Below are 23,303 nucleotides of genomic sequence, written 5' to 3'. Positions count from 1 at the left end.
GAGCGCTATGACCACCCATCTCGTCTGGTTGCGAAACGACCTGCGCATCAATGACAACACCGCTCTGGCTGCCGCCTGCCGTGACAGCCAGGCGACAGTGCTGGCGCTGTTTGTGGCGACACCCAAACAGTGGCAGCAGCACCATATGGCGCCGAAACAGGCGGCGTTTATCCATCAGAACCTGTGCTTGTTGCAGGACTCGTTGGCCGAGCGCGGCATCAAGTTGCACTACCATCAGTGTGATGATTTTGGCGCGTCAGTGGATTACCTGAGTGAATTTTGCCAGCAGCATCAGGTGGATGAGCTGTATTACAACTATCAATATGAGATCAATGAGCGCGAACGCGATGCTGCGGCCGAAAAGCGCCTTGATGCACAGGGTGTGATTTGCCAGGGGTTTGACGACAGCCTACTGTTGCCGCCGGGCAGCGTACAGACCGGCAATCACAGCATGTTTAAAGTTTTCACGCCGTTCAGCCGTGCCTTTGTGCGTCGATTACATCAGGGATTGCCGGAGTGCCATCGTGCACCGCAAGCACGCCGAGATACCCCCATCAGTGCTGGCAAAAAAATTCCCGCTTTCGATTATCCGTTTGAAGACATTGATGCATCGCTGTTTCCCGCAGGCGAAGAGGCCGCGCTGAAACAGCTGCGCCATTTCGGCAAGCAGGCGGTGCAGCATTATCCTGAAGTGCGCGACTTACCAGCACTGGATGGCACCAGCCGCCTGTCGCCGTATCTGGCGATTGGCGTGTTATCCCCGCGCCAGTGTTTGCATCGCATTTTAAAAGAGCACCCTGATGCGCTCAACGAAGGCAAAGCGTTCACCTGGCTCAATGAACTGATTTGGCGCGATTTTTATCGTCACCTGATGGTGGCGTTTCCGGCGCTATGTAAACACCAGCCGTTTGTGGACTGGACGCGTAACGTAAAGTGGCAAAAAAATGCCGAGCACCTCACCGCGTGGCAGCAGGGTAAAACCGGCTATCCGATTGTGGATGCGGCGATGCGTCAACTGAACACCCTGGGCTGGATGCATAACCGGCTGCGCATGATTGTTGCCAGTTTCCTGGTGAAGGATCTGTTAATCGACTGGCATGAGGGCGAGCGCTATTTTATGCAGCAGTTGATTGATGGCGATCTGGCCGCCAACAATGGCGGCTGGCAGTGGGCGGCGTCCACCGGTACCGATGCCGCACCGTACTTTCGTATCTTCAATCCCACCACCCAAGGCGAACGCTTCGATAAGCAGGGCGAATTTATCCGCCAGTGGTTGCCAGAGTTGCAAGACGTGCCGGATAGCGATATCCATCAGCCTCAGGTCTGGGCGCAGAAAAATAACAAGAAACTCGATTATCCCGCGCCAATCGTGGAACATAAGGACGCACGTAAAAAGACACTAGATGCCTTTGAGCACGCGCGCAGCGTGGCTTAAGCGGTCAGGGAGCCGGAATGAACAATGTCGAGTTAGAAAAGATCGTAAATCTTCAGCTGAACACCAGCGCCTTCAGTGACTATGCCCCTAACGGTTTGCAGGTCGAAGGCCGTGCCGACGTGAAAACCCTTATCACCGGGGTCACGGCTTGTCAGGCGCTGTTAGATGAAGCGGTGAAGCGCAATGCCGATGCGATTTTGGTGCATCATGGTTACTTCTGGAAAAGCGAATCACCGCTGATTAAAGGGATGAAGCGCCAGCGCCTGCGCACCTTGTTGACCAATGACATCAACCTGTATGGCTGGCATCTGCCGTTGGATGCGCACCCTGAATTGGGGAACAACGCGCAGCTGGCGAAGCTGTTCGATATTGACGTCAAAGGTGAAATTCAACCGCTGGTGCCTTGGGGCGAACTGGCTGAACCTTTAAGTGGTGAAGCGCTGGCCGCAAAAATTGCCGAGCGGCTGGGACGCACACCGCTGCACTGTGGTGACAACGCGCCAGCACTGATCAAACGTGTGGCCTGGTGTAGCGGCGGCGGTCAGGGCTTTATCGACAGCGCAGCGGCCTTTGGCGTAGATGCCTTCATCAGCGGTGAAGTCTCCGAACAAACCATCCACAGTGCGCGCGAACAGGGTTTGCATTTCTTTGCCGCCGGGCATCACGCCACCGAACGCGCCGGTATTAAAGCCTTAGGTGAATGGCTGGCTGAAAATCATGGTCTGGATGTCACCTTTATTGATATCGATAATCCTGCCTGATCTCCCTTTCTCACGCCCTTAACCTGCGTTAAGGGCGCAAATCGGTTGACACACCTCCGTCACTTTCGCATAACTTATTGACTTTAAGCATAAGCAAAGCGCTTTGCGGGCATTTTTTGTCCGCTTTGGTGATGACCAGGAGGTAGGTTTTGCAACGAGCACGTTGTTATCTGCTCGGTGAACGGGCGGTGGTGTTGGAACTGGAACCACCGATTTCGTTGACCAGTCAGCAGCGCATTTGGGGATTATGCCAAAGGCTGCAGCACAATGATCAGGTGCAGGAAGTGATTCCGGGGATGAACAACCTGACGCTGCTGCTGCGCGATCCTCAGCTGAATGCGCTGGATGCCATCGAGCGTTTACAGCGCTGGTGGGAAGAGAGCGAAGAGCAGATTCCTGAATCACGTCGGGTTGAGATCCCAGTGGTGTACGGTGGCGTCGGTGGCCCCGACCTGCAGGTAGTGGCCGAGGGCGCCAGTATGACGCCAAAGCAGGTGGTTGAACTGCACAGTAGCACAGACTACGTGGTGTATTTCATCGGCTTCCAGCCGGGTTTCCCCTACCTGGGCGGCCTGGACGAGCGTCTGCACACGCCTCGTCGCGCTGAGCCTCGGGTGCAAGTTCCCCGTGGTTCGGTGGGTATTGGTGGCAGCCAGACCGGCATCTATCCTCTGGCCGCACCGGGTGGCTGGCAGTTGATTGGTCAGACCCAGCTCAGCTTGTTCGATCCTTTACAACATCCGCCAACGTTGCTGCGTCCTGGCGACAGCGTGCGCTTTGTACCGCAGCAGGAGGGCGTATGTTAAACATTTTACGAGCCGGATTGATGACCTCGATTCAGGATCAGGGGCGCAGTGGCTGGCGGCAGTATGGCATCAGCGTGAGCGGCGCACTCGATCAGCCGTCGATGCGCACCGCCAATATGCTGGTGGGCAACCCGGAAGAGAGCGCGGTGCTGGAAATCGTGCTCGGTCAGTTTAAAGCCGAGTTTAAACGCGACGGCTGGTTCGCGCTGACCGGTGCCGGCTGTAACGCCGACCTCGACGGCAAACCAGTATGGACCGGCTGGCGCTTGCCGGTGAAAAAAGGGCAGGTGTTGTCTCTGGCGATGCCGGTGCGCGGGATGCGCAGCTATCTGGCGGTGAACGGAGGGTTTGCCACGGATGCCATGCTGGGTTCGCACAGTACCGATCTCAAAGCCGGCTTTGGGGGATGGCAGGGGCGCAAACTGCAAGATGGTGATCAACTGCCGTTAGGGAAAGCCACGCGTACTTTCAAGGCAAAAGCCGGTGTGCGCCAATTGCTTTGGGGCAACCGCATCCGCGCTTTATCGGGCCCAGAATACAGCGAGTTCACACGTGAAGCGCAGGAAGGATTCTGGCGCAGCCCGTGGAAGCTCAGCCCGCAGAGTAATCGTATGGGCTATCGCTTACAGGGACGGCAGTTGCAGCGCAAAGCCACGCGTGATTTGCTCTCTCACGGATTAGTGCCTGGCGTGGTGCAGGTGCCACCGAATGGCCAACCGATTGTGCTGATGGCCGATGCGCAAACCACGGGCGGTTATCCACGTATCGCCTGCGTAATCGAAGCTGACCTCTACCAACTGGCGCAAATTCGCCTCGGTGAACCCATCCACTTTATCCATTGCACCCTGGAAGAAGCCCTGCTGGCGAAGCAGCATCAACAGCGCTCCTTCGATCAAATAGCTTGGGGGCTTGCTCATGAAGATTGATCTCAATGCCGATCTCGGTGAAGGCAGCGCCAGCGATCAGGAACTGCTGACGCTGGTAAGTTCTGCCAACATCGCCTGCGGTTTCCACGCTGGTGATGCGCAAACCATGCTGCAATCGGTGCGCTGGGCTAAAGCCAGCGGTGTAGCGATTGGCGCACATCCCAGCTTCCCAGATCGGGAAAACTTTGGCCGTACCGCCATGCAGCTCCCGCCGGAAACGGTGTATGCCCAGTTGATTTATCAAATTGGTGCACTGAAAAGTATCACCGAAAGTGAAGGTGAACGTCTGGTGCATGTGAAGCCACACGGCATGCTTTACAACCAGGCTGCCGGAGAAGCTCAACTCGCGGATGCCATCGCGCGCGCCGTTAAAGCGGTTGATCCCGCTCTGATTCTGGTCGGTCTGGCAGGGAGTGCCTCAATCGCTGCCGCTGCGCATCATGGCTTGCGGACGCGCGAAGAAGTGTTTGCCGATCGCGGCTATCTGGCGAGCGGCGCACTCGTGCCACGCAGTCAGGCAGGGGCGATGATCGAAGAGGCCGATCTGGCTCTGGCGCAGACGCTGGCCATGGTGCAACAGCGCCAGGTGCAGAGCATCAGCGGTGAGTGGGTGAAGGTCAATGCAGAAACCGTTTGTCTACACGGCGATGGCGGGCACGCACTGCAATTCGCGCGTACGCTGCGTGCGGCATTTACGGCACATCAAATCGCTGTCACCAGCGCATAACAATGATTCATCCGCCCGGCAGCAGCTTGTCGGGCTTTTTATTTTCTGATGAGGGTAAACAATGGATAACGTGGTCAATCTCTGGCCGTTACTCGGCATTGCCACTATCGTGCTGGGGTTCGTATTGCGTTTTAACCCAGTGCTGGTGGTGATTGTCGCCGGTTTTGTCACGGGACTGGCGGCGCATCTGCCGCTGGCGGACATTCTGGAAAAGTTGGGTTCCGGCTTCCTGAACACCCGTAACCTGCCGCTGATTTTGTTACTGCCGTTGGCGGTTATCGGCTTGCTGGAGCGCCATGGTCTGAAAGAACGTGCGCAAACCTGGATCGCGCAGATTAAAACCGCAACGGCTGGCCGTTTGCTGATCGTCTACCTGTTCGTGCGTGAAATCACGGCGGCACTGGGATTAACCAGCCTTGGCGGCCATCCACAGATGGTGCGTCCTCTGTTAGCGCCGATGGCAGAAGGGGCCACTGAAAATCGCTACGGCGAAGTGCCCGATGAAGTCCGCTATCGTCTGCGAGCCATGTCGGCCGCTACCGATAACGTCGGTCTGTTTTTTGGTGAAGATATTTTTGTCGCATTTGGTGCCATCATCTTCATGCACAACTTTATGCAGGAGTCGGCTGGCATCAGCACCGAACCTTTGCATATCGCGTTGTGGGGCATTCCTACCGCGCTTTGCGCCTTCCTCATCCACTCAGCACGTTTAGTGCGTCTCGACCGTCAGCTTGCGCGTGAATTAGGCGCACTGAATCAGCAGGCACTGAACGCCAAAGGAGGGCAATAATGTTTCAGCAACAATATTTGATGTGGCTGGCGGGTGTCATCCTGCTGGTGGTGGCGGTGCTCTCCTGGCGTGACAGCGCCAACCCACGCCGTTTTACCACCGGACTATTCTGGGCGCTGTATGGCCTGATTTTCCTGCTCGGTGATGGTGCTTACCAATTGATGGGACAGTGGGCGGGTGATGCCGCGTTAGGCAAACGTTGGTTACACATCGGCGTAGGTGTGGCCGTGGTACTGATGGCGCTGATTGCTGGCTTCGGAGGCGTGCGCCTTGGAAGCTATCATCAGCGCAGTGATAAGCAGAAACAGGAAAGCGCCGGGCGTCTGCGTAACAAACTGTTCCTGCCTGCGCTGGCAATTCCCGTGGTTACGGTGATTGGCGTACTGGCGTTTAACAATATTCCCGGCTTGCAGGATGCAGTGTTCGGTCCTGGCAACCACTCTACGTTGGTGACGCTGTTCTCGATGATGGTGGGCTGTGTGCTGGGCTGGTTAATTGCCTTGAAGTTCACCCACGAAAAACCGCTGCAGTCGATTCAGGAAACGCGTCGCTTACTGGATGCCGTGGGCTGGGCCTTTATTTTGCCGCAGATCCTCGCCACCTTGGGTCTGCTGTTCACCAGCGCCGGCGTGGGCACGGCCATTTCCCATCTCACCGAAAAGTATCTGGCGGTAGATAACCGTCTGATTGCGGTAGCCGTGTATGCGATTGGCATGGCGCTGTTGACCATGGTGATGGGCAATGCTTTTGCGGCTTTCCCGATTGTCACTGCGGGGATTGGCATTCCAATTCTGGTGTTGCAGCATGGTGGTAATCCCGCGGTGATGGCGGCGATTGGCATGTTCTCTGGCTACTGCGGCACATTGATGACGCCAATGGCGGCTAACTTCAACATCGTGCCTGCTCGCTTGTTAGAACTGCCGGACCGTAATGCAGTGATCAAGGCTCAGGTGCCCACCGGTGTGCTACTGTTGGTGGTAAACGTGTTCCTGCTCTACTTCCTGATGTTCCTGTGAGGCCGTAATGAAAACCGTATTGATGACCGCCTTTGAACCTTTTGGCGGTGAAAGCATTAACCCTTCGTGGGAAGCCGTACGCAGTTTTGATGGCAAAGAAATCGCGGGTGCACGCATTGTGGTGCGCCAGCTGCCAGTGGTGTTTGCCAGCTGCGGCAAAGTGCTGACACAGGCGCTGGAAGAGATTCAGCCAGACCGCGTGCTGTGCGTGGGGCAGGCGGGAGGACGCAGCGATATTACCGTTGAACGCGTGGCGATTAACGTGAATGACGCGCGTATTCCTGACAACGATCGGCAGCAACCGATCGACCAGCCTATTGTGGCAGATGGTCCAGCCGCTTACTTCTCCACGTTGCCCATTAAGGCGATTGTGGCGGCACTGCGCGAAGTCGGCGTGCCCGCGTCGGTGTCGCAAACGGCGGGGACCTTCACCTGTAATAACGTGATGTACAGTTTGCTGCACTGGTTGCAGACCACCCATAGCCCGGCGCGGGGGGGATTTATCCATATCCCCTATATGCCAGAGCAGGCGGTGAACCATCCCGGTGTGGCGAGCATGGCAACCGCCAGCGTGATTCTGGCACTGGAAACCGCACTGCAGGTGATCTTGAGCACTGAGCAGGACATTCGTGTCGTTGGTGGCGCAACGCACTAACAGGAGATGTGATGCCTGAGGGACCGGAGATCCGCCGTGCGGCGGATCAATTGGCCGCGGCAATGGTGGGCAAACCGCTGACTGATGTGTGGTTTGCCTTTCCTGAGCTGAAAACCTACGAACCGGCGCTGATAGGTGAAACCATCAACGCCTTCGAGACGCGCGGCAAAGCGCTGCTGACGCACTTTTCTAACGGCTTAATTCTTTACAGCCATAACCAACTCTATGGTGTCTGGCGCGTGGTGCCCACGGGAACCGAACCCAATACCTCGCGGCAACTGCGCGTGCGCCTGGCGAACGCCGACCAAACCATCCTGCTGTACAGCGCCTCCGATATTGAACTGCTCAACGCGGATACTTTAGGTGCACATCCTTTCCTGCAGCGGGTCGGACCCGATGTGCTTGACGCCAGCCTGACGGTGGAGGAAGTGCGCGAGCGATTGCTGTCGCCGCGTTTTCGTCGTCGTCAGTTTAGCGGCCTGTTACTCGATCAGGCATTTTTGGCTGGCTTGGGTAATTATCTGCGCGTGGAGATTTTATGGCACGCGGGCTTGTTAGCGTCCCATCGTGCGCAAGATCTGACTGAAGTGCAGCTCAATGCGTTAAGTGAAGCGACGCTGGCAGTACCGCGTTTGTCGTATCAGATGCGTGGCAGTATGAAGAAATATCACGAAGAGGCGGCATTTCGTTTTGAAGTGTTTCATCGCCAGGGCAAGAAATGTCGGCGTTGTGGCACTCTTATCGAGAAGGGCGTGCTGTCATCGCGACCGTTCTACTGGTGTCCGGGATGCCAGAAATGAAAAGGGCGGGATAACCCGCCCTCTGTTTTATTTCTTCAGCGCCGAAGTGAATGGACGCTCGGTGTAACCGGTATACAGCTGACGTGGACGCGCAATCTTCATGCCTTCGTCGTGCATCTCTTTCCAGTGTGCAATCCAACCCACGGTACGCGCCATCGCGAAGATCACGGTAAACATGGAAGACGGAATGCCCATCGCTTTCAGAATAATGCCAGAGTAGAAATCGACGTTTGGATAGAGTTTACGTTCGATGAAGTACGGGTCGTTCAGCGCAATGTGTTCCAGCTCCATCGCCACTTCCAGCAGATCATCTTTCATGCCCAATTCGTTCAGCACTTCGTGACAGGTTTCACGCATCACAGTGGCGCGCGGGTCATAGTTTTTATAAACACGGTGACCAAAGCCCATCAGGCGGAATGAATCGTTTTTGTCTTTCGCACGACGCACGAACTCTGGGATGTGATCCACAGTGCTGATCTCTTCCAGCATGCGCAGGGTGGCTTCGTTGGCGCCGCCGTGAGCCGGTCCCCACAGGGAAGCAATACCGGCCGCGATACAGGCAAACGGGTTCGCACCAGAAGAACCGGCGGTACGCACGGTGGAGGTGGAGGCGTTCTGCTCATGGTCGGCGTGCAGGATCAGAATACGGTCCATAGCGCGTTCCAGTACCGGATTCACTTTGTACTCTTCACATGGTGTAGCGAACATCATGTGCAGGAAGTTACCGGCATAGGACAAGTCATTGCGTGGGTATACAAACGGCTGACCGATGGAATATTTGTAACACATGGCTGCCATGGTCGGCATTTTCGACAACAGACGGAAAGCGGCGATTTCGCGGTGACGTTCAATATTAACGTCTAAGGAGTCGTGATAAAACGCGGCCAACGCGCCTGTTACGCCACACATCACTGCCATTGGATGCGAATCGCGGCGGAAGCCATGGAACAGTCGGGTGATTTGTTCGTGAATCATGGTGTGGCGGGTAACGGTAGTGCGGAACTCTTCGAACTGGGCCTGGGTCGGGGCTTCACCATTCAGCAGGATGTAACACACTTCGAGATAGTTGGAGTGGGTTGCCAGCTCAGATATCGGGAATCCGCGGTGTAACAGAATGCCTTCATCACCGTCGATAAAGGTGATTTTAGATTCGCATGACGCAGTAGAGGTAAAGCCGGGATCAAAAGTGAACAGGCCATGTGAGCCCAAGGCGCGGACATCAACAACATCTTGTCCCAGCGTACCTTGCATCACATCCAGTTCAACGGAAGCGTTATCTTGTAGGGTTAGCGTCACTTTTTTATCTGTCATTTTTCGTCTCCATAGCGCCTTAGTAGGTAAGGATCTTAGACACCAGAATAGCCTTCATGTTGTGTAAAACCACAATCTTCACAGTATCACTCTGCGGTAACGTTTGTCGTGCAGGGTTACAGAGCTAAAGATGCGTTAGGGCCAGTCGGTGGCGTTCGGGCATGACATGCTGAACAGCGCGGATGTTAAAGATCCTGTCACGACATAACTTCTTGGTAACCAATAACCTGATGCTTTGTGTTGCTCGTAATGGCAATGTTACATAACTTGAGCTTAGGGGAAAGTGTATCCCCATAACTTTTGTGCATCATAGGGCTTTAATGCGTTTGTTTGTAACTGAAATGTTGATCTTTTGTCAAATCAGATAATTAAAAATGTATGAATTGTGAAATTCGTGAGGGTGATCACTGTTCAGCTTAAATGTGACCAAAGAGATTGTAGGGGAATTGTAATCAGAATGTGATCCTCCTATACTGCGGCCAGGTCTCCGGAATACCCTGACACCAGGAGCCACCCAGCGTTTTACCCGCGTCACATAACACTGGATGTTGCTATTTTGGTGGCGGTTGCAGTCTGAACACGCGCTGTGCTCTGATGCGACTCAGGTCCGGAGGAAGCAAAATAAAAAAGAGCTGTGTGGGCAAAACCGTGAAAAAACAAAGACCTGTTAACTTGGATCTCTCGACGATCCGGTTTCCCGTTACTGCAATATCGTCCATTCTCCACCGCGTCTCCGGCGTGATTACCTTTGTCGCTCTCGGAATTCTGCTCTGGTTACTGGGTCTCTCTCTCTCTTCTCCTGAAGGCTTCCAGCAAGCGGCGTCCATCATGGATAGCTTCTTCGCCAAATTCATCATGTGGGGCATCCTGACTGCACTGGCGTATCACGTCGTGGGCGGAATTCGTCATATGCTGGCTGATTTTGGCTTTATGGAAGAAACCCTGCAGGTGGGAACCCGTTCCGCGCAAGCGGCTTTTGGTATCACTGTCGTGCTCTCAATTTTGGCTGGAGTCCTCGTATGGTAAGCAATGCTTCTGCATTAGGACGCAACGGTATTCATGACTGGCTGTTACTGCGTGCTGCTGCAATCTTAATGACGCTCTACATCATCTACCTGCTTGGCTTTGTGGTGATGACCGGCACCCTGACCTATGACAACTGGCATGGCTTCTTCGCTTCTGCCTTCACCAAAGTGTTTACGATACTGACGCTGTTCTCGATCCTGGTCCACGGCTGGATTGGCATGTGGCAGGTCCTGACCGACTACGTTAAGCCGGTAGCAACCCGTTTGCTGCTGCAGTTTGTGATTGTGGTCGCGCTGTTGTCGTACGCCGTTTATGGAATTGTTGTTGTGTGGGGTGTGTAAATGAGTTTGCCAGTCAGAGAATTTGATGCCGTGGTGATCGGCGCGGGTGGCGCGGGAATGCGCGCGGCTCTGCAAATCTCCCAATCGGGCCAGACCTGTGCCCTGTTATCCAAAGTTTTCCCGACCCGTTCTCATACCGTATCTGCGCAGGGCGGTATCACCGTTGCGCTGGGTAACACCCATGACGATAACTGGGAATGGCATATGTATGACACCGTCAAAGGCTCCGACTACATCGGTGACCAGGACGCGATCGAATATATGTGTCACGTCGGTCCAGAAGCGATTCTGGAATTGGAACACATGGGTCTGCCTTTCTCACGTCTTGATGACGGCCGCGTGTATCAGCGTCCGTTTGGTGGTCAGTCGAAAAACTTCGGCGGTGAGCAGGCGGCGCGTACCGCTGCGGCAGCCGACCGTACGGGCCACGCACTGTTGCATACCCTGTATCAGCAGAACCTGAAAAACAAAACCACCATCTTCTCCGAGTGGTATGCGCTGGATCTGGTGAAAAACGAAGACGGTGCGATTGTTGGTTGTACCGCAATCTGCATGGAAACTGGCGAAACCGTCTACTTCAAAGCTAAGGCCACTATCCTGGCAACCGGCGGCGCGGGTCGTATTTATCAGTCCACCACCAATGCTCACATCAACACCGGTGACGGCGTCGGTATGGCGCTGCGTGCGGGCGTACCCGTGCAGGATATGGAAATGTGGCAGTTCCACCCAACCGGCATCGCCGGTGCGGGCGTGTTGGTTACCGAAGGGTGCCGCGGCGAGGGTGGTTACCTGCTGAACAAACACGGTGAACGTTTCATGGAACGTTACGCGCCGAACGCCAAAGATCTGGCCGGTCGTGACGTGGTTGCCCGTTCGATGATGGTTGAAATTCGTGAAGGTCGTGGTTGCGATGGTCCATGGGGCCCGCATATCAAGCTGAAACTCGACCATCTGGGTGCTGAAGTGCTGGAGTCCCGCCTGCCGGGTATCCTTGAACTGTCGCGTACCTTTGCTCACGTCGATCCGATTAAAGAGCCGATTCCGGTTATCCCTACCTGTCACTACATGATGGGCGGCGTGCCGACCAAAGTCACCGGTCAGGCGCTGCGCGTGAACGAGCAGGGCGAAGATGAAGTGATTCCGGGCCTGTTCGCTGTAGGCGAAATCGCCTGCGTATCGGTACACGGCGCTAACCGTCTGGGCGGTAACTCACTGCTGGACCTGGTGGTATTCGGTCGTGCGGCCGGTGTGCATCTGCTGGAATGTATTGAAGAGCAGGGCGAACTGCGTGAAGCCACGCAGGAAAACATCGATGCCGCCATGGCACGTTTCAATCGCTGGGAAAACAACACCACGGGTGAAGACCCGGTTGAAATCCGCAAAGCGTTGCAGCGCTGCATGCAGAACAACTTCTCGGTGTTCCGTGAAGGTGACGCAATGCGTGAAGGTCTGGAAGAGCTGAAAGTGATTCGTGAGCGTCTGAAGTCAGCGCGTCTTGATGACCGTTCGCCAGATTTCAACACGCAGCGTATCGAATGCCTTGAGCTGGATAATCTGATGGAAACCGCTTACGCCACTGCGGTTGCCGCTAACTTCCGTACCGAAAGCCGTGGCGCTCACAGCCGCTTCGACTACCCGGAACGTGATGATGCCAACTGGCTGTGCCACAGCCTCTATGTTCCGCAAACGGAAAGCATGACGCGCCGTGAGGTGAACATGCAACCGAAACTGCGTGCGGCCTTCCCGCCGAAAGCGCGTACCTACTAATTGCGGAGATCATCATGAGACTCGAATTTTCTATCTATCGTTACAACCCGGAAGTCGATGACAAACCGCGGATGCAGGAGTACACCCTGGAATCCGAAGATGGTCGCGACATGATGCTGCTGGACGCGCTGATCCGTTTGAAAGAGAAGGACCCAACGCTGGCCTTCCGTCGCTCATGCCGTGAAGGCGTGTGTGGTTCAGACGGTCTGAATATGAACGGCAAAAATGGTCTGGCTTGTATCACGCCGGTCTCGGCGCTGGGCAACGGCACCAAGAAAATTGTTATCCGTCCACTGCCTGGTCTGCCGGTTATCCGCGACCTGGTGGTAGATATGGGGCAATTCTACGCGCAGTATGAGAAGATTAAGCCTTTCTTGTTGAATAATGGAGAAAATCCTCCAGCGCGCGAGCACCTGCAGAGCCCGGCAGAGCGTGAACATCTGGATGGTTTGTACGAGTGTATTTTGTGTGCGTGCTGCTCGACCTCGTGCCCATCATTCTGGTGGAACCCAGACAAGTTCATCGGTCCGGCTGGCCTGCTGGCAGCGTATCGTTTCCTGATCGACAGCCGCGATACCGAAACGGATGCGCGTCTCGACAACATGAACGATGCTTTCAGTGTATTCCGCTGTCACAGCATCATGAACTGTGTGAGCGTGTGCCCAAAAGGACTAAACCCAACGCGCGCCATCGGTCATATTAAATCGATGCTGCTGCAACGCGGGGCGTAACAAACAGAAGTCACTGTCCGGGAACTGAGGTTCCCGGCAGTTTACGGAAGCCTCTATAAGCGCGGTACTGACCACGCTTATAAAGGTTCCCTTACGGGCCAGGCGGCTTTTGCGCACAGGTTCGTATCGCTGAACTCACTACGGCAAGCCGCGAAAGCGGCAACAAATGAAACCTCATAAAAAGCAGATTAATGCTTAAGGGATCACAATGCAGAACAGCGCGATGAAACCCTGGCTGGACTCCTCCTGGCTGGCCGGCGCGAACCAATCCTACATAGAGCAACTCTATGAGGATTTCCTGACCGATCCTGACTCAGTTGATGAAATGTGGCGCGAGCTGTTCCAACAGCTGCCCGGCACTGGCGTGAAACCTGAGCAATTTCACTCCACCACGCGTGATTACTTCCGCCGCCTGGCAAAAGATGCGACCCGTTACACATCCTCAGTCACCGATCCGGCCACCAATTCCAAACAGGTTAAAGTGCTGCAGCTGATCAATGCGTTCCGCTTCCGCGGCCATCAGCACGCTAACCTCGATCCGCTTGGCCTGTGGAAACAGGATCGCGTGGCGGATCTCGATCCGGCTTATCACGACCTGACCGACGCCGATTTTCAGGAAAGCTTTAACGTAGGCTCTTTTGCCATCGGCAAAGAGACCATGAAGCTGGCTGATCTGTTCGCGGCACTGCAGCAGACTTATTGTGGCTCGATTGGTGCAGAGTACATGCACATCAACAACACCGATGAGAAGCGCTGGATCCAGCAGCGTCTTGAATCCGTGGTGGGCCATGCGTCTTTCAGCAGCGACGAGAAAAAAGGTTTCCTGAAAGAGCTGACTGCGGCAGAAGGTCTGGAAAAATACCTTGGTGCAAAATTCCCTGGCGCGAAACGCTTCTCGCTGGAAGGTGGTGATGCACTGGTGCCAATGCTGCGTGAAATGATTCGTCATGCGGGCAAAAGCGGTACCCGTGAAGTGGTACTGGGGATGGCGCACCGTGGCCGTCTCAACGTGCTGATCAACGTACTGGGTAAAAAGCCGCAGGATCTGTTCGATGAATTCTCTGGCAAGCACAAAGAGCACCTCGGCACCGGTGACGTGAAGTACCACATGGGCTTCTCATCTGACGTGGAAACCGAAGGCGGCCTGGTACACCTGGCGCTGGCGTTCAACCCGTCGCACCTTGAAATCGTTAGCCCGGTAGTTATGGGCTCGGTGCGTGCGCGTCTGGATCGTCTGGCTGAGCCAAGCAGCAACAAAGTTCTGCCGATCACCATCCACGGTGATGCCGCGGTCATTGGTCAGGGTGTGGTGCAAGAAACCCTGAACATGTCGCAGGCGCGTGGTTATGAAGTGGGCGGTACCGTTCGCATCGTCATCAACAACCAGGTTGGCTTTACCACCTCCAACCCGAAAGATGCGCGTTCAACGCCTTACTGTACTGACATCGGTAAAATGGTTCTGGCCCCGATCTTCCACGTGAACGCGGATGACCCGGAAGCGGTTGCCTTCGTGACGCGCCTGGCGCTGGACTACCGTAATACCTTCAAACGCGATGTGTTCATCGATCTGGTGTGTTATCGCCGTCACGGCCATAACGAAGCGGACGAGCCAAGTGCAACACAGCCGCTGATGTATCAGAAAATCAAAAAGCACCCAACGCCGCGTAAAATCTATGCCGATCAGCTGGAAAGCGAAGGCGTCGCAACGCTGGAAGATGCCACCGAGCTGGTCAATCTGTACCGCGATGCGTTGGATGAAGGCGAGTGCGTGGTGCCAGAATGGCGTCCGATGAGCCTGCACTCCTTCACCTGGTCGCCGTATCTGAACCACGAGTGGGACGAAAGCTATCCAGAAACGGTCGAACTGAAGCGCGTGCAAGAACTGGCACGTCGCATCAGTAGCATTCCGGAAGCGGTTGAAGTGCAGTCGCGCGTCGCTAAGATCTACAACGATCGTAAAGAGATGGCGGAAGGCAACAAACTGTTTGACTGGGGCGGCGCTGAGAACCTGGCGTATGCAACGCTGGTCGATGAAGGCATCCCGGTTCGTTTGTCAGGCGAAGACTCCGGTCGTGGCACCTTCTTCCACCGTCATGCGGTGATTCACAACCAGACCAACGGCTCAACCTATACGCCGCTGCACCATATCCATAATGGTCAGGGACAGTTCAAAGTCTGGGACTCCGTACTGTCTGAAGAAGCAGTACTGGCCTTTGAATACGGTTATGCCACGGCAGAACCGCGCGTGCTGACCATTTGGGAAGCGCAGTTCGGCGACTTCGCCAACGGTGCACAGGTGGTTATTGACCAGTTCATCAGCTCCGGCGAACAGAAGTGGGGCCGTATGTGTGGCCTGGTGATGCTGCTGCCGCATGGCTATGAAGGCCAGGGCCCAGAGCACTCCTCTGCACGTCTGGAACGTTATCTGCAACTCTGTGCTGAACAGAATATGCAGGTGTGCGTGCCTTCAACGCCTGCGCAGGTTTACCACATGCTGCGTCGTCAGGCGCTGCGCGGTATGCGTCGTCCACTGATTGTGATGTCACCGAAATCGCTGCTGCGCCACCCGCTGGCGGTCTCCACCCTGGAAGAACTGGCTAACGGTGCTTTCCAACCGGCGATTGGCGAGATCGACGATCTGGATCCGAAGCAGGTGAAACGCGTCGTGATGTGTTCCGGTAAGGTTTATTACGACCTGCTGGAACAGCGTCGCAAGAATGAGCAGACCGATGTGGCCATCGTGCGTATCGAGCAGCTCTATCCGTTCCCGCACAAAGTGGTGCAGGACGTTCTGAAAAATTATGCACATGTGCAGGATTTCGTCTGGTGTCAGGAAGAGCCACTGAATCAGGGCGCATGGTATTGCAGTCAGCATCATTTCCGCGAAGTGGTTCCATTCGGTGCGTCACTGCGTTATGCAGGTCGTCCGGCTTCTGCTTCACCAGCCGTGGGCTACATGTCCGTACATCAACAACAGCAGCAAGACCTGGTTAACGACGCGCTGAACCTTGGTTAATTAAAAGGAAAGAAAATGAGTAGCGTAGAAATTCTGGTTCCCGATTTGCCTGAATCCGTAGCGGACGCAACGGTTGCAACCTGGCACAAAAAACCCGGCGACGCAGTGAGTCGCGATGAAGTACTGGTTGAGATTGAAACCGACAAAGTTGTGCTGGAAGTGCCTGCTTCAGCAGACGGCGTACTGGAAGCTGTGTTGGAAGATGAAGGCGCGACCGTTACCTCGCGTCAGCTGTTGGGTCGCCTGGTTGAAGGCAACAGCGGTGGTAAAGAGACCTCTGCGAAAGTAGAGAGCAAAGAAGCCACCCCAGAACAGCGTAAGACCGCTTCTCTGGAAGAAGAGAGCAACGATGCGCTGAGCCCAGCGGTTCGCCGCCTGATTGCGGAAAACAACCTCGACGCGAGCCAGATTAAAGGCACCGGCGTCGGCGGCCGTTTGACCCGCGAAGACGTGGAAAAACACGTGGCGAAGAAAGCGGATGGCGCGAAAGCGGCTCCTGCTGCTGCTGCACCGCAGGCTGCTGTGGCTAACCGCAGCGAGAAGCGCGTGCCAATGACGCGTCTGCGTAAGCGTGTGGCGGAGCGTCTGCTGGAAGCGAAAAACAGCACCGCGATGCTGACCACCTTCAACGAAATCAACATGAAGCCGATCATGGATCTGCGTAAGCAGTACGGCGACGCGTTTGAAAAACGTCACGGTGTGCGTCTGGGCTTCATGTCCTTCTACATCAAAGCGGTGGTTGAAGCACTGAAACGCTTCCCAGAAGTGAATGCGTCTATCGATGGCGAAGATGTGGTTTACCACAACTACTTCGACGTCAGCATCGCGGTTTCAACCCCGCGCGGTCTGGTGACCCCGGTGCTGAAAGATGTTGACGCGCTGAGCATGGCGGACATCGAGAAGAAAATTAAAGAACTGGCAGTGAAAGGCCGTGACGGCAAGCTGACAGTTGAAGAGCTGACTGGCGGTAACTTCACCATCACCAACGGTGGTGTGTTCGGTTCCCTGATGTCAACGCCGATCATCAACCCACCGCAGAGCGCCATCCTGGGTATGCACGCGATCAAAGAGCGCCCAATGGCGGTTAATGGTCAGGTGGTGATCCTGCCAATGATGTATCTGGCGCTCTCTTATGACCACCGTCTGATTGATGGTCGTGAATCCGTTGGCTACCTGGTCGCGGTCAAAGAGATGCTGGAAGATCCGGCGCGTCTGCTGCTGGATGTCTAATTTTCGCCGGGCGCACTGCATTTAAGTGCGCCCAAACTCATATCTGAATGGATAGAACATCATGAACTTACATGAATACCAGGCGAAGCAGCTGTTTGCTCGCTATGGCATGCCAGCTCCTACTGGTTACGCCTGCGCTACGCCACGTGAAGCAGAAGAAGCCGCCTCTAAAATTGGTGCGGGCCCGTGGGTAGTAAAATGTCAGGTTCATGCCGGTGGCCGCGGTAAAGCGGGCGGCGTGAAAGTGGTGAACAGCAAGGAAGATATCCGTGCATTTGCTGAGCATTGGTTGGGCAAGCGTCTGGTGACCTACCAAACTGATGCTGATGGTCAGCCAGTCAACCAGATTCTGGTTGAAGCCGCGACTGACATCGATCAGGAGCTGTATCTGGGTGCGGTTGTTGACCGTGCTACCCGTCGCGTGATCTTCATGGCTTCAACTGAAGGCGGCGTGGAAATTGAGAAAGTGGCGGAAGAAACCCCGCACCTGATCCACAAAATGGCGTTGGATCCGCTGGCAGGTCCACAGCCTTATCAAGGCCGTGAGCTGGCGTTCAAACTGGGTCTGTCTGGTAAGCAAGTCAGCCAGTTCACCAAAATCTTCATGGGTCTGGCGACCATGTTCCTGGAGCGCGACCTGGCGATGGTTGAGATCAACCCGCTGGTTATCACCAAGCAGGGCGACCTGATCTGCCTCGATGGCAAACTGGGCGCAGACGGTAACGCCCTGTTCCGCCAGCCTGAGCTGCGTGAAATGCGCGATCCAAGCCAGGAAGATCCACGTGAAGCACACGCAACGCAGTGGGAACTGAACTACGTTGCGCTGGATGGCAACATCGGCTGTATGGTGAACGGCGCCGGTCTGGCGATGGGCACCATGGACATCGTGAAACACCACGGTGGTCAGCCTGCTAACTTCCTCGATGTCGGCGGCGGCGCAACTAAAGAGCGCGTGACCGAAGCCTTCAAAATCATCTTGTCTGACGATGCCGTTAAAGCGGTATTCGTTAACATCTTCGGCGGCATCGTGCGTTGCGACCTGATCGCAGACGGCATCATCGGTGCTGTAGCAGAAGTGGGTGTGAACGTGCCAGTCGTGGTACGTCTGGAAGGTAACAACGCCGAGCTGGGCGCGAAGAAACTGGCCGACAGCGGTCTGAACATCATTGCAGCAACCAGCCTGACAGACGCAGCGCAGCGTGTTGTTGCTGCCGCGGAGGGTAAATAATGTCCATTCTTATCGACAAAAACACCAAAGTCATTTGCCAGGGTTTCACCGGCGGCCAGGGGACTTTCCACTCTGAGCAGGCTTTGGCCTATGGTACGCAGCTGGTTGGCGGTGTAACGCCAGGCAAAGGCGGCACCACGCATCTGGGTCTGCCAGTCTTTAACACCGTGCGTGAAGCAGTAGAAGCCACTGGCGCGACTGCGACCGTGATTTACGTTCCAGCACCTTTCTGCAAAGACGGTATCCTGGAAGCGATCGACGCAGGCATCAAACTGATCATCACCATCACCGAAGGTATCCCTACACTGGATATGCTGACTGTGAAAGTGAAGCTGGATGAAGCTGGTGTGCGCATGATCGGCCCGAACTGCCCAGGCGTGATCACCCCAGGCGAATGTAAGATCGGTATCATGCCAGGTCACATTCACCAGCCAGGCCGCGTAGGTATCGTGTCACGTTCAGGCACCCTGACCTATGAAGCGGTTAAGCAGACCACTGACATCGGCTACGGCCAGTCAACCTGCGTCGGTATCGGTGGTGACCCGATCCCAGGCTCTAACTTCATCGATATCCTGAAAATGTTCCAGGACGATCCACAGACTGAAGTGATCGTGATGATCGGTGAGATCGGTGGTAGCGCAGAAGAAGAAGCCGCTGCCTTCATCAAAGAGCACGTGACCAAGCCAGTTGTTGGCTACATCGCGGGTGTGACTGCACCGAAAGGCAAACGTATGGGTCACGCAGGCGCCATCATTGCCGGTGGTAAAGGTACCGCGGATGAGAAGTTTGCTGCGCTGGAAGCTGCCGGTGTGAAAACCGTGCGCAGCTTGGCTGACATTGGTGACGCGGTTAAAGCGGTTCTGCCAATCAAATAAGCCATCACGTTGTGATGCCAAGAGGCCACCTTCGGGTGGCCTTTTTTTATGTCTGAAGAGATGTGCGCAGCTTAGCCACGCAAAAAGCAGGGGAAAAAAGGCAACGGGTTGAAAATCCGCGGCTATGCTTACGGTGTTGGTTAAGTAAAGAAAGGAAAAAAGGCGTGATTTCTGAAGAGAAATTAACGCACTACATCTCGTATGAAGGTTAATAAAATGCGGGAAAAGTAATTATTTTCTTAATTACATCACCCGTTTATGACAACTAATTAACAACGACTCTAACACTACACATCTGGAAAATTATTGTGTTAATCCAGATCAATAAAACGCGAGATATAACAAACTTTACTGCTGGCTTCACGCACGGCAAACGGTATAAATTGCGCTGCATCAATTCAGTCATTATCGTCATTTTTCAGGAGTTTGTGTCAGGCGTTGCTAGCGCAATTCTGTCGCCTCCACTCATCACTCTCCTGCTCGACAAAGACTGAAGCGATCGGTTTTTCGGGGAATTTTCACCCCTGTTACTCTTTCATTTCGGGCTACAGATTTCTCTGTTATGTCAGTAATAAAACTGGAATCAATAATCAGTCGTTCCTGGATCTTATTCTGCACGTCAATGTTCGCTGTTTACCGTTGTCAGCCGCAGAGTAAATTCATGCGAGGAGCAAGGAGTCATCATGTTAGATATTGTCGAGCTGTCGCGTTTACAGTTTGCCCTGACGGCGATGTACCATTTCCTGTTCGTCCCTTTAACGCTAGGTATGGCGTTTTTGTTGGCGATCATGGAAACCGTATATGTCCTCACGGGGAAACAAATTTATAAAGATATGACCAAATTCTGGGGCAAGTTGTTTGGTATCAACTTTGCGCTGGGTGTGGCAACCGGTCTGACCATGGAATTTCAGTTCGGGACCAACTGGTCATACTATTCACACTACGTCGGCGATATCTTTGGTGCGCCGCTGGCCATCGAAGGCCTGATGGCGTTCTTCCTCGAATCCACCTTTGTTGGCTTGTTCTTCTTTGGCTGGGATCGTCTCGGTAAAGTCCAGCACCTCGCCGTGACCTGGCTGGTGGCGCTCGGTTCCAACATGTCTGCACTGTGGATTCTGGTGGCGAACGGCTGGATGCAAAACCCGATTGCCTCTGAGTTCAATTTCGAAACGATGCGTATGGAGATGGTGAGCTTCTCCGAGCTGGTGCTTAACCCGGTTGCGCAGGTGAAATTCGTTCACACCGTGGCGGCGGGCTATACCGCCGGTGCGATGTTTGTGCTGGGTATCAGTGCCTGGTATCTGCTCAAAGGTCGTGATGTGGCCTTTGCCAAGCGCTCATTCGGTATTGCCGCCAGCTTCGGTATGGCGGCGATTCTGTCTGTGATCGTGCTGGGTGATGAGTCCGGTTACGAAATGGGTGACGTGCAAAAAACCAAGCTGGCCGCCATTGAAGCGGAGTGGGAAACGCAACCGGCACCGGCTGCGTTCACGCTGTTTGGTATCCCGGATCAGGATTCACAAGAGAACAAGTATGCGATTCAGATCCCGTATTTACTGGGCCTGATCGCCACACGTTCCTTGGATACGCCGGTCACCGGGCTGAAAGATCTGCTGTCACAACATGAAGTGCGTATTCGCAACGGCATGAAAGCGTATGCGTTGCTGAATGAACTGCGCGCGGGCAGCAAAGATCCTGCGGTTCGTACTGAATTTGAAGCCAGTAAACAGGATCTGGGCTACGGCTTGCTGCTGAAGCGTTATACCCCGGACGTGGCGAACGCCACCGAAGCACAGATTCAGAAAGCAACACAGGACTCAATCCCTCGCGTTGCGCCGCTCTACTTCGCCTTCCGCATTATGGTGCTGTGTGGCGTACTGCTGCTGGGCATTATCGCGCTGTCATTCCTGAGTGTGATTCGTAACCGTATTGGTAAGAGCCGCTGGCTACTTAAAGCAGCACTGTATGGTATTCCGCTGCCGTGGATTGCCATCGAATCAGGTTGGTTCGTTGCTGAATACGGCCGTCAGCCGTGGGCGATTGGTGAAGTGCTGCCGACTGCGGTGGCGAACTCTTCACTGACCGTGGGCGATCTGCTGTTCTCGATGATCCTGATCTGCGGTCTCTACACGATTTTCCTGGTGGCGGAAATGTACCTGATGTTCAAATTTGCCCGCCTGGGTCCAAGCAGCCTGAAGACCGGCCGCTACCATCATGAGACCGTGAAAGCGGCCACTCAGCCAGCACGTGGATAAGGAGAGCGACCATGTTTGATTACGAAGTATTGCGCTTTGTCTGGTGGCTGCTGATTGGCGTGCTGCTGATTGGCTTCGCCGTGACGGATGGCTTTGATATGGGCGTGGGCATGCTAACGCGCATTCTGGGTCGCACCGACACAGAACGTCGCATCATGATTAACAGTATCGCCCCGCACTGGGACGGCAACCAGGTATGGCTAATCACCGCCGGCGGTGCGCTGTTTGCTGCATGGCCGATGGTATATGCCGCCGCGTTTTCCGGCTTCTATGTGGCGATGATTCTGGTGCTGGCATCCCTGTTCTTCCGTCCGGTGGGTTTTGACTATCGCTCGAAGATTGAAGATTTGCGCTGGCGCAACACCTGGGACTGGGGCATCTTCATCGGCAGCTTTGTGCCGCCGCTGGTGATTGGCGTGGCGTTTGGCAACTTGCTGCAAGGGGTTCCTTTCCATGCGGATGAGTACTTGCGTCTGTTCTACACCGGTAACTTCTTCCAGTTACTGAATCCGTTCGGTCTCCTGGCGGGCGTGATCAGCGTCGCGATGATTTTGACGCAAGGTGCAACCTATCTACAGATGCGTACCACCGGTGATCTCCACCTGCGCTCACGCGGCACCGCGCAAATCAGCGCGTTGGTGATGATGGTGTGCTTCGTGTTAGCGGGCGTGTGGGTGAAATACGGCATTGATGGCTATGTGGTGAAAAGCGTTATTGATCACCATGCTGCATCCAACCCGTTGGGTAAAGAAGTGGTGCGTGAAGCCGGTGCCTGGCTGGTGAACTTTGAGCAGACGCCAATACTGTGGTTGTTCCCTGTGTTAGGTGTGGTGCTGCCACTGTTAACCGTTCTTTGTTCGCGGATGGAGAAGGGCGCATGGGCGTTTATCTTCTCTTCACTGACACTGGCTTGCGTGATCATGACGGCGGGCATTGCGATGTTCCCATTCATCATGCCTTCCAGCACCGTGCCGGGCACCAGTCTGACCATGTGGGATGCCACCTCTAGCCTGTTAACACTGAAAGTGATGACCTTCGCTGCCATCATCTTTGTTCCCATCATTCTGGCGTACACCACCTGGTGCTACTACAAGATGTTTGGCCGTATCACCAAAGAACACATTGAGAGCAATACGCACTCCCTGTACTGATTAAGGAGATTGAGCATGTGGTATTTTGCCTGGATTCTTGGCACCCTGCTGGCCTGTGCGTTTGGCGTGATCACGGCGCTGGCGATCGAGCAAGCAGAAGAGAGCGGCGCGAAGGATAAACAGCACTGATGCGCACGCTGATTCAGACACTCTATCGTCTGATGGACAAGGGCCCGTTACGGGCCCTTTCGTTGATACTGGCGTTATGGCTGGCGGGTTGTGTCATTTGGCAACCCTCACGCTTTGCTGCCCGCACCAGCGAGTTAGCTATCTGGCATGGATTACTGTTGATTTGGGCGGTGTGCGCCGGCGTGATTCATGGCACCGGTTTTCGCCCACTGCAAACGCGCTGGCGAGCGGTGTTCTCACCCCTGCCAGCGATGCTGGTGTTAGTTCTGGGGATTTACTGGTTTTATCATTAAGCACTGCGTATCCCCAATCCCTGCGTTTTTTGTC

22 protein-coding genes are annotated in these 23,303 nt (G+C 54.8%); 21 read left to right on the top strand and 1 reads right to left on the bottom strand.

Annotated elements, in window-relative coordinates; translation table 11 throughout:
- Positions 1–7: 7 nt before the first annotated feature.
- From phrB to nei, 9 genes are all read left to right on the top strand, one after another.
- A complete protein-coding gene (phrB, locus tag LK04_RS13165) occupies positions 8–1,435 on the top strand; it encodes a deoxyribodipyrimidine photo-lyase (RefSeq protein ID WP_039330458.1) in 1,428 nt (475 codons plus the stop codon).
- 17 nt (positions 1,436–1,452) lie between these two features.
- Positions 1,453–2,196, top strand: coding sequence for a type 2 GTP cyclohydrolase I (locus LK04_RS13160; RefSeq protein ID WP_039330456.1), 744 nt, complete (start codon positions 1,453–1,455; stop codon positions 2,194–2,196).
- 149 nt (positions 2,197–2,345) lie between these two features.
- Positions 2,346–3,002, top strand: coding sequence for a 5-oxoprolinase subunit PxpB (gene pxpB, locus LK04_RS13155; RefSeq protein WP_039330455.1), 657 nt, complete (start codon positions 2,346–2,348; stop codon positions 3,000–3,002).
- Entirely contained in the window at positions 2,996–3,928 is a 933-nt protein-coding gene (pxpC, locus tag LK04_RS13150; RefSeq protein ID WP_039330453.1) for a 5-oxoprolinase subunit PxpC, read from the top strand. Before pxpB ends, pxpC begins: the two co-directional genes overlap by 7 nt.
- Positions 3,918–4,655, top strand: a complete 738-nt coding sequence (gene pxpA, locus LK04_RS13145) for a 5-oxoprolinase subunit PxpA (protein WP_039330451.1) — start codon at positions 3,918–3,920, stop codon at positions 4,653–4,655. The genes pxpC and pxpA overlap by 11 nt, the downstream gene beginning before the upstream one ends.
- Before the next feature lie 61 nt (positions 4,656–4,716).
- A complete protein-coding gene (locus LK04_RS13140; RefSeq protein WP_039330450.1) occupies positions 4,717–5,445 on the top strand; it encodes a DUF969 domain-containing protein in 729 nt (242 codons plus the stop codon).
- Complete coding sequence (locus LK04_RS13135; protein WP_039330448.1) at positions 5,445–6,461, top strand: DUF979 domain-containing protein; 1,017 nt, start codon at positions 5,445–5,447, stop codon at positions 6,459–6,461. Before LK04_RS13140 ends, LK04_RS13135 begins: the two co-directional genes overlap by 1 nt.
- A gap of 7 nt (positions 6,462–6,468) precedes the next feature.
- On the top strand, positions 6,469–7,116 hold the full coding sequence (gene pcp, locus LK04_RS13130; RefSeq protein WP_039330446.1) for a pyroglutamyl-peptidase I: 648 nt from the start codon (positions 6,469–6,471) through the stop codon (positions 7,114–7,116).
- A gap of 11 nt (positions 7,117–7,127) precedes the next feature.
- Positions 7,128–7,916 (top strand): endonuclease VIII, encoded by a 789-nt coding sequence (gene nei / locus LK04_RS13125; protein WP_039330445.1) that lies wholly within the window; start codon positions 7,128–7,130, stop codon positions 7,914–7,916.
- 27 nt (positions 7,917–7,943) lie between these two features.
- Here nei and LK04_RS13120 read toward each other — a convergent pair whose 3' ends face one another.
- On the bottom strand, positions 7,944–9,227 hold the full coding sequence (locus tag LK04_RS13120; protein WP_039330443.1) for a citrate synthase: 1,284 nt from the start codon (positions 9,225–9,227) through the stop codon (positions 7,944–7,946).
- Between the two features lie 636 nt (positions 9,228–9,863).
- Here LK04_RS13120 and sdhC point away from each other — a divergent pair.
- The 12 genes from sdhC (at position 9,864) to ybgE (ending at position 23,269) form a co-directional block, all read left to right on the top strand.
- Entirely contained in the window at positions 9,864–10,253 is a 390-nt protein-coding gene (gene sdhC / locus LK04_RS13115) for a succinate dehydrogenase cytochrome b556 subunit (RefSeq protein ID WP_034829146.1), read from the top strand.
- Positions 10,247–10,594 carry a succinate dehydrogenase membrane anchor subunit gene (sdhD, locus tag LK04_RS13110; protein WP_039330441.1) on the top strand — a complete coding sequence of 116 codons (348 nt, stop codon included), beginning with the start codon at positions 10,247–10,249 and terminating at the stop codon, positions 10,592–10,594. Before sdhC ends, sdhD begins: the two co-directional genes overlap by 7 nt.
- Positions 10,595–12,361 carry a succinate dehydrogenase flavoprotein subunit gene (sdhA, locus tag LK04_RS13105; protein ID WP_039330439.1) on the top strand — a complete coding sequence of 589 codons (1,767 nt, stop codon included), beginning with the start codon at positions 10,595–10,597 and terminating at the stop codon, positions 12,359–12,361.
- A gap of 14 nt (positions 12,362–12,375) precedes the next feature.
- Positions 12,376–13,092, top strand: a complete 717-nt coding sequence (locus LK04_RS13100) for a succinate dehydrogenase iron-sulfur subunit (protein WP_039330437.1) — start codon at positions 12,376–12,378, stop codon at positions 13,090–13,092.
- A gap of 208 nt (positions 13,093–13,300) precedes the next feature.
- Positions 13,301–16,108 (top strand): 2-oxoglutarate dehydrogenase E1 component, encoded by a 2,808-nt coding sequence (gene sucA / locus LK04_RS13095; RefSeq protein ID WP_039330436.1) that lies wholly within the window; start codon positions 13,301–13,303, stop codon positions 16,106–16,108.
- Between the two features lie 15 nt (positions 16,109–16,123).
- Positions 16,124–17,338 (top strand): 2-oxoglutarate dehydrogenase complex dihydrolipoyllysine-residue succinyltransferase, encoded by a 1,215-nt coding sequence (gene odhB, locus LK04_RS13090; RefSeq protein ID WP_039330434.1) that lies wholly within the window; start codon positions 16,124–16,126, stop codon positions 17,336–17,338.
- 61 nt (positions 17,339–17,399) lie between these two features.
- Positions 17,400–18,566, top strand: a complete 1,167-nt coding sequence (gene sucC / locus LK04_RS13085) for an ADP-forming succinate--CoA ligase subunit beta (RefSeq protein ID WP_034829153.1) — start codon at positions 17,400–17,402, stop codon at positions 18,564–18,566.
- Entirely contained in the window at positions 18,566–19,441 is an 876-nt protein-coding gene (sucD, locus tag LK04_RS13080; RefSeq protein ID WP_034829155.1) for a succinate--CoA ligase subunit alpha, read from the top strand. Before sucC ends, sucD begins: the two co-directional genes overlap by 1 nt.
- A gap of 683 nt (positions 19,442–20,124) precedes the next feature.
- Positions 20,125–21,696: a cytochrome ubiquinol oxidase subunit I gene (gene cydA / locus LK04_RS13070; protein ID WP_039330430.1), complete on the top strand. Its 1,572-nt coding sequence runs from the start codon at positions 20,125–20,127 to the stop codon at positions 21,694–21,696.
- An 11-nt stretch (positions 21,697–21,707) separates the two neighbouring features.
- Positions 21,708–22,847 (top strand): cytochrome d ubiquinol oxidase subunit II, encoded by a 1,140-nt coding sequence (cydB, locus tag LK04_RS13065; protein WP_039330429.1) that lies wholly within the window; start codon positions 21,708–21,710, stop codon positions 22,845–22,847.
- Positions 22,848–22,862: 15 nt separating this feature from the next.
- Positions 22,863–22,976 carry a cytochrome bd-I oxidase subunit CydX gene (gene cydX, locus LK04_RS13060; protein ID WP_058962355.1) on the top strand — a complete coding sequence of 38 codons (114 nt, stop codon included), beginning with the start codon at positions 22,863–22,865 and terminating at the stop codon, positions 22,974–22,976.
- Positions 22,976–23,269: a cyd operon protein YbgE gene (gene ybgE / locus LK04_RS13055; RefSeq protein WP_039330427.1), complete on the top strand. Its 294-nt coding sequence runs from the start codon at positions 22,976–22,978 to the stop codon at positions 23,267–23,269. Before cydX ends, ybgE begins: the two co-directional genes overlap by 1 nt.
- Positions 23,270–23,303 lie beyond the last annotated feature (34 nt).

Origin of the sequence: Pantoea vagans (assembly GCF_001506165.1) — a bacterium.
GTDB lineage: Bacteria > Pseudomonadota > Gammaproteobacteria > Enterobacterales > Enterobacteriaceae > Pantoea > Pantoea vagans_C.
This window is presented reverse-complemented; position numbering and strand designations above follow the sequence as displayed.